Origin of the sequence: Porphyromonas gulae (assembly GCF_000765945.1) — a bacterium.
Lineage (GTDB): Bacteria > Bacteroidota > Bacteroidia > Bacteroidales > Porphyromonadaceae > Porphyromonas > Porphyromonas gulae.
Genome location: NZ_JRAT01000004.1, coordinates 1 through 6,052 on the forward strand (window position 1 = coordinate 1; position 6,052 = coordinate 6,052).

At 46.6% G+C, this 6,052-nt stretch carries 6 protein-coding genes; all 6 read right to left on the reverse strand.

Features of this window, described 5'->3' with window-relative positions:
• Positions 1 to 300: 300 nt before the first annotated feature.
• The 6 genes from HQ49_RS01530 to HQ49_RS11935 all read right to left on the reverse strand — a co-directional run bounded on the left by HQ49_RS01530 (position 301) and on the right by HQ49_RS11935 (position 5,724).
• On the reverse strand, positions 301 to 915 hold the full coding sequence (locus tag HQ49_RS01530; RefSeq protein WP_018966143.1) for a lysine exporter LysO family protein: 615 nt from the start codon (positions 913 to 915) through the stop codon (positions 301 to 303).
• Positions 915 to 1,220, reverse strand: coding sequence for a LysO family transporter (locus HQ49_RS01535; protein ID WP_039418059.1), 306 nt, complete (start codon positions 1,218 to 1,220; stop codon positions 915 to 917). Before HQ49_RS01535 ends, HQ49_RS01530 begins: the two co-directional genes overlap by 1 nt.
• A 215-nt stretch (positions 1,221 to 1,435) precedes the next feature.
• The gene (locus HQ49_RS01540; protein ID WP_039418060.1) at positions 1,436 to 3,073 is read right to left on the reverse strand and encodes an OmpP1/FadL family transporter; all 1,638 of its coding nucleotides are present in this window, start codon (positions 3,071 to 3,073) and stop codon (positions 1,436 to 1,438) included.
• Between the two features lie 153 nt (positions 3,074 to 3,226).
• The gene (locus HQ49_RS01545; RefSeq protein ID WP_039418063.1) at positions 3,227 to 4,426 is read right to left on the reverse strand and encodes a hypothetical protein; all 1,200 of its coding nucleotides are present in this window, start codon (positions 4,424 to 4,426) and stop codon (positions 3,227 to 3,229) included.
• A gap of 147 nt (positions 4,427 to 4,573) precedes the next feature.
• A complete protein-coding gene (locus tag HQ49_RS11930) occupies positions 4,574 to 5,239 on the reverse strand; it encodes an ISAs1 family transposase (protein WP_235290024.1) in 666 nt (221 codons plus the stop codon).
• Entirely contained in the window at positions 5,236 to 5,724 is a 489-nt protein-coding gene (locus HQ49_RS11935; protein WP_235290025.1) for a transposase family protein, read from the reverse strand. The genes HQ49_RS11930 and HQ49_RS11935 overlap by 4 nt, the downstream gene beginning before the upstream one ends.
• Positions 5,725 to 6,052 lie beyond the last annotated feature (328 nt).

The window sequence follows — 6,052 nt, forward strand, 5'->3', positions numbered from 1 at the left end:
TCGCTGTCTTTTTATCCCCTATCCCCCATCACGGCACGGAGCCGATCAAGCGGCGGACAGTGGGTGCAAAAGTAAAACCTTTTTCCGAATCAGCAAAACTTTTCGGACGAAAAAACTCCACTTTTCAGTTCAACAAATTCGGCGATGACGGGTAAAATCCTTTTGCACAGGGATTTACCAGGAATAAGAAATTGATCTTTTTAAAGAAAACAATCTGCAATAGGACTGCTTTTGAGCAGAGACAGCTATCATAGATCGTGCCGACAGCTATTGAGCGCAAGGCTTTTTACTTGAGTTCTTCTACCAAAAGAAGAGAGAAGAACAGAAAAAGGAGACAAGGAAAGGGACGCTGAAATCCACAATAAAACCATGATATATAGAAACGATGGTATAATCGGATCCCGAGCAACGAACAATGATAGGCAGCGTGGTGTCCATGGAGGTGGCTCCTGCTGCTGCAATGGGGGCCAAGCGCCCGAAAAAGCGCACCAAAACGGGTGCCACCAACAGTGCAATAACCTCTCTTATAATATTGGACAAAAGTGCTATGGTGCCGGCCTCTGCACCTCTATACTCTGTAATAAAGATGCTGGAAAGGGAATAGTAGCCAAATCCTGATCCTATGGCCAGGCTCTGCGCCATAGAGCTGTGCGGCAAGAGCAATGAGACAAGGGCAGAAGCGCAGAGCGTACCCATAATAGTAGCAAGCGGGAGGAAAAACAAGATCGGCCTGATCTGCCGGAAACTTCTGAGCAGAATGGGATTATGGCCGATGCTCAGGCCAACGCCGAACATCAAAGCCCCAAGCGCATAAGCACTCCATCCCTGATCGACTATTTCCTGAGGAAATACCTCCACATACCCGCAAAGGGCTCCTCCAAGGAGAAAAAGTATAATGACCAGACTTCCTTTCATCAGAATCCCCTTTCTTGATCATGAGCCTTCGCATCTGAGTCAATCGAACGATTCAGGAATCGCCATAGCAGTTTTGCAAATACGGCACTTCCCATGACTCCCGCAATCGCGATCAGCGAGGCATCCAAGCCCAATCGAGGCAAGGCAGAGATTACTTCCCGATTACCCCCGACCTCTACCCCCAACAGAAAAACCAGTATCCAGACAAGGAACGTTATTAAGAGGTTTATCCTACGCAGATTGCGACGTCGGCAGAGATAACCCACCAATATGCCAGCAAAAAGACAAGCTATAACAGAAAACATAATCTTCCGAAAGTCAGGCAAAAGAGTCGATCCTTCCTTTATCTATACTATACTTCTTAGTTTTTCGATAGCGACACTGCCTTCGGGCACTCAGGTGCTATCTCCATTAGGGATACTTTTCAGAGAGCGGGGGTTCCTTTATACCGGAGAGTCCGCACCAAAACAGACGTTTTGACACGGACCCCCTTATATACCCCATGGTGTCAGTCCTATCTTCAGAATCGATACGACATCGTCATTCCGATCTTGAGGTTAGACCGAGAGAGCTTTGCGGGTGCAGGAGACTCCACCTCCAGCACATCGGCCGGATTCGGATCGTCCGATACCATTCGGCCAAAGGTATAGTAGTAGCTCTTGTCGTTACGATATATCACAGCCAAATCGCCCGAAAGATTGCGCGAGAAACGGTAGCCCAAGCCTCCGCTCACGGTGTAAGAATTACCAGGCAGTTCGTAATGAGGCATAGCACCCATCGGATAAATGGTCACCTGTGCCGGGCCATCGAAATCTTTCAACTTTTGGTTCTTGATCGGATTGGATGTCTGTGAGTATCCCGCGCGAAGGCTCAGACGAGATATGGGGCGCAGTTCGCCTCCGAGACGGATGGTATGGCGTGAACCAAAATCTTCTGAAATGAACTTGTTGTCAACATAAGGAGTACCATCCTCATCTTTCAATTTGATCTGACCGTAGGACTCCAATTCGTAATCCATACTGACAAGACCGATCTTACCGCCCACTAAAGCCAGACTGGCAACAAAGCGACCCGGAGCACTCATTTGATATGCATTGTATGATTCCGGAGTCTGGTCACTCATAAAGTAGAGATTCTCCGGCAGCGGTTGTCCGTTTTGGTCTACTGCTTGAGAATAATAGGAAGCACCATAAGCTCTATAGTAACTCTTCAACCAATACCAGGTAGGCGTGTAGTAGGACAAACCTATGCGGATAGCATCGTCCGGCCGATAAATGGCTCCGATGCCAATATTCAATCCGCTTCCCGAGGTGGAGAGAGAGTTTTCGAGCTTGAGATAGTCGTTGATGGCACCGTTGTTGAATGAGAAGTTCTCTTGATAGAATGTATTCGTATCAAATTGCAGATCGCTAAAAGTCATACTGGCACCCAAATACCATGTGTCTTGGATGTTTATGCCCATACCAAAGTCGTAGTTCCAAACATGGCCGGTTTCTTTCAGGTCGAAAGCCGTGGAGGAAGGTCCGAAGATCTGGTAATCACCATTCTGTTTATACTTGAATATCGACTCAAAGCCGTAGCCACCCGGAAGCTGAGCTATCCAACCGGCATTATATCCCAAGTCGGTAAGCCAACTGCTCTCCAAGCCATTGTAGTCGAAATGGGACGGATTGGCTTTGCCGGGAGTCTGAGCTGCCGTGTAGTCTGCCACGGAAAACTTCTGCTCACCTCCGGCCATACCGAACGATCGCTCATAGTCCAGAACTCGCTTTGCCCCAAGACCGAAATTGATGCTCACATCTTCACTGCCTTTACCCCATGACCCAACATAGCTGATACCGGTGAAAAGCAACTTGTTTTTGCTAAAGCTCTCACTTGACCCCTGCCAGGATACCTGATTGGATATGGAAGAGAAGTCAATGGTGGCGGACAGTTCCGAAGAACGAAAAATGCCGAGGCCGGCAGGATTCTGTCCGATGGTAGAAAAGTCGCCGCCCAATGCGCCAAAAGCGCCTGCCATGGAACGGAAACGAGCTGAACCGCCCAGTTCCGTACGACTGTAACGAATGGCATCGGCTTCGCCTTGAGCATGCACAGACTGCATGCCCAAAGTGGTGGCGAGCACCGCGCCAATAACATATGCTGATATCTTTTTCATCGTCTTCAGAGAAGGCTTATGCCTCTTTTATTGTGATTGTAATCAGACCATAACCCCGAAAGATACGGTCTATCTCTATCGAGTCGACTATACCTTTCTGGTGTTCAGGCAGAAATAAAGCTTTGTTTTTATTGGCAATATCTTGAAAGCACCTTAATTGCGTCCTCGGCCACTACGTCCGCCACCACTCGTGGGGCCGGAAGAGGAACGAGAGGGGGGAGAAGAGAAACCTCCGCTATTGTTGTTGCGCGAAGACGTTGAAAAGTTGTTATCGTTCTGTCTCTCGCTGCGGACATTCCGCCCGGTAGGCCGGTTACTGCCGGACTGATTCTGCTGTATTACCGGACGATTCTGCTTTTGGCTGTTGTTCGGTGTTACCGCTTCTACGTTTCGGTCTCTATTGGCTCGGCCGGTACGCCCGGGCTTCACACTTTGCCAGTTATCATTAGTCTTGTTCGCCTGCGATCCCAGTTTGTTTTTTTGCGTAGAGGAGTTTTGCAGTCTATCGTAGCGACCTTTCCCCAGCTTATTATTGGAAGATACTCCCCCCTTGATGCGATCCGGTCGGCCATAAGAGTAGTAGGCACCGGAATGCTGACCGTTGGGATAGGTCTTCTTCGGGTAGTGGTGGTAGTGATGTATCACGCCCGGATAGCCGCCCCAGCCGTAATAGCTGCCCCAGCCATAAGGGTATCCCCAGCCCATACCGATTCCATAGGGATTGTAGAAGGGATCATAGTAGTAGCTCCAATACCAATTATATCCGGGGTAATAACCGCCCCATCCGATATGGCTGCCGTAGTAGAACCACGGATAGTTCCACGTATAGTTATACCAACCGGAGAAAGATGGATACCATGATGTATAAGGGAACGGGTCGTACCAAGGAGAATTGATGTAAATGTTCACAGACGAAGCATCATCGTAGTATTCGTCCCCATAGACGAAACACTCACCATCATCAGTCACATATACGTTGTCGGCACCTGAAATGACGATCGTATTCGGCTTGTAGAATCGTGCCAAGCGGCGACTATAGCGGCCCGGAACAGAAGAACGAGCGGAATCTCTCTTCTTCTTGTCTTTGGACAACTTTTTGCCATCGTAGGACTGACCGTCTCGACGATTGTAGGCATCAATATCCCGATCGGAAGCCACGGCATATTCCGTATCGCCGCCGTATTCATCCTCTTGGTTTTGCCCATCTTTAGCTTGGTTTTGTTTACGTATTTCTTTTCGCGATGTATAGATGTCGTCTTCGAAGACGTCATCATTCTGCGAGTACGCAGGAAGCGTAACCAGCAGTACCGCTCCAAGCAGGAGCAAACTTCTTTTAATCAGCTTCATAGCCATCTCTTTTTATCGTTACTGTTTTACAGGATGCACTCCCCTATTGTCTCTCTATTGATTTAGAGCGCGTACCGAGAATGAGTTTAATCCTTTCTTTGGAGGGCAAGATACGAATTTTTCAATTCCAGCAGGCTTTGACACCCTCCGGCGTCAGGGCAATCGCATTAGAAATCTGATGGATGATAGTATTTGGGAAGGTTTTCTGAGGGCGTTTATCTTTTGCAGGGCATTGAATGACCTTTTGGATGTGCTCTTCAATCGTTCGAGAAAGAAGAGAGCTATCTTATAGATTATATTGACATTTTTGGCTGCATTGTCCTTTCGTCTGAGCGATCGATCTTCTCCGAGAATGACATCAAGACAATAGTGCAGATTGTTCTCTATGGCCCAATGGTTTCGTATGAGCTTACAGACTTCTTCGGCATTTGACAGAGAGGAGATATAATAGCTAACGTCGAAACTTTCAACCTTTTTCTTCTTATCATATCGGCTACCGGTGAGCTTATGAATCGATTGCAAGTTTGCCCATTTATTCGAGTCCCTGTATTTCTCCGTTTCAGTGAAACGTAAAGGGTTCATTATGCTCTCAAGTTTGCGTTTTTCCACTCGGCCATGCCCCGATTCCAAACGCTCTGTTGTGATAATTTCATCCTTGTAGAAGGGACAAAAATGTTCTTCAAGTTCCAATAGAGTTCCGGGCTGATTGCTTTTCACCTGAAGGATATACTCTCCTTTCTTCGAGACAATCTTATCGACAATCTCTTTCTGTGTGCCGATGGCATCGATCGTAAGGATATTTCCTTCGACATCGATCACATCCAAAAGCTCTTTGACGGCATTGATTTCATTCGATTTCTTGGATATAAAACCTGATTAAGAGAAGCTCTGATCCCTGCAATATAGGCCGTTACAGTGTGTGAGTCGGAATCGGGATCAAGCTTCCTTTCTCCTCGGATTGTTTTTCCATCGATGCAAATATGTTCTCCGAGGATCTCATAAACAGTGAGCAGCCAAGACTTGAAGGCCTCTTGAAAAGCTTTCGGATCCAAACCGCGAAAACAGTAACTGAAAGTATCGTGGGAAGGCGTATAATTCATCAGCTCTCGCTTAGCCAATCTTTTATACAGCATTTTAAGATCTTCTTCATGTAGTTGGGCATAGAGCTCGAAGTCGCTCCACGTGGTAAAACCGGACATAATCCCGGAGAGTGAAATAAGTAAAAGATAATCAATGGGATAGATCAAATGATTGCCTCGAAGATGATCCGGGACAGTTGAAAGGATTTGAAAGATATTTTCCATAAATCATTGCAACCAAAGTGTTAGTTAAGTCGCTTCAAATCAGATATAAATACATAAAATGCAAGCTACATGAACAAAGAAAAACATCATTGATTTTCATGTGTTTGAATATTCTTTCAAGGATCTCCGATAAATCCATATGCGATACCCTGGTAATTTACCAGGGCAACCGCATCAAATCTTTAGTAGCTTTTTGAGATATGACGTGTACTGAAAAAAGTTGACAGTTGGGCGGGATCGTTCTACAATTGGTTTACCGGTTCTTTCTATAATTCTACTTTAGGTTGACAGCCCTTACCCTTAGGTCTAATTTCGGTTGACACGAGCA

Bases quoted from the DNA above. Each gene is read 5' to 3' on its own strand.
- HQ49_RS01535 (WP_039418059.1), bottom strand. From the start codon at position 1,220: ATGTTTTCTGTTATAGCTTGTCTTTTTGCTGGCATATTGGTGGGTTAT.
- HQ49_RS01540 (WP_039418060.1), bottom strand. From the start codon at position 3,073: ATGAAAAAGATATCAGCATATGTTATTGGCGCGGTGCTCGCCACCACT.
- HQ49_RS01530 (WP_018966143.1), bottom strand. From the start codon at position 915: ATGAAAGGAAGTCTGGTCATTATACTTTTTCTCCTTGGAGGAGCCCTT.
- HQ49_RS11935 (WP_235290025.1), bottom strand. From the start codon at position 5,724: ATGGAAAATATCTTTCAAATCCTTTCAACTGTCCCGGATCATCTTCGA.
- HQ49_RS01545 (WP_039418063.1), bottom strand. From the start codon at position 4,426: ATGGCTATGAAGCTGATTAAAAGAAGTTTGCTCCTGCTTGGAGCGGTA.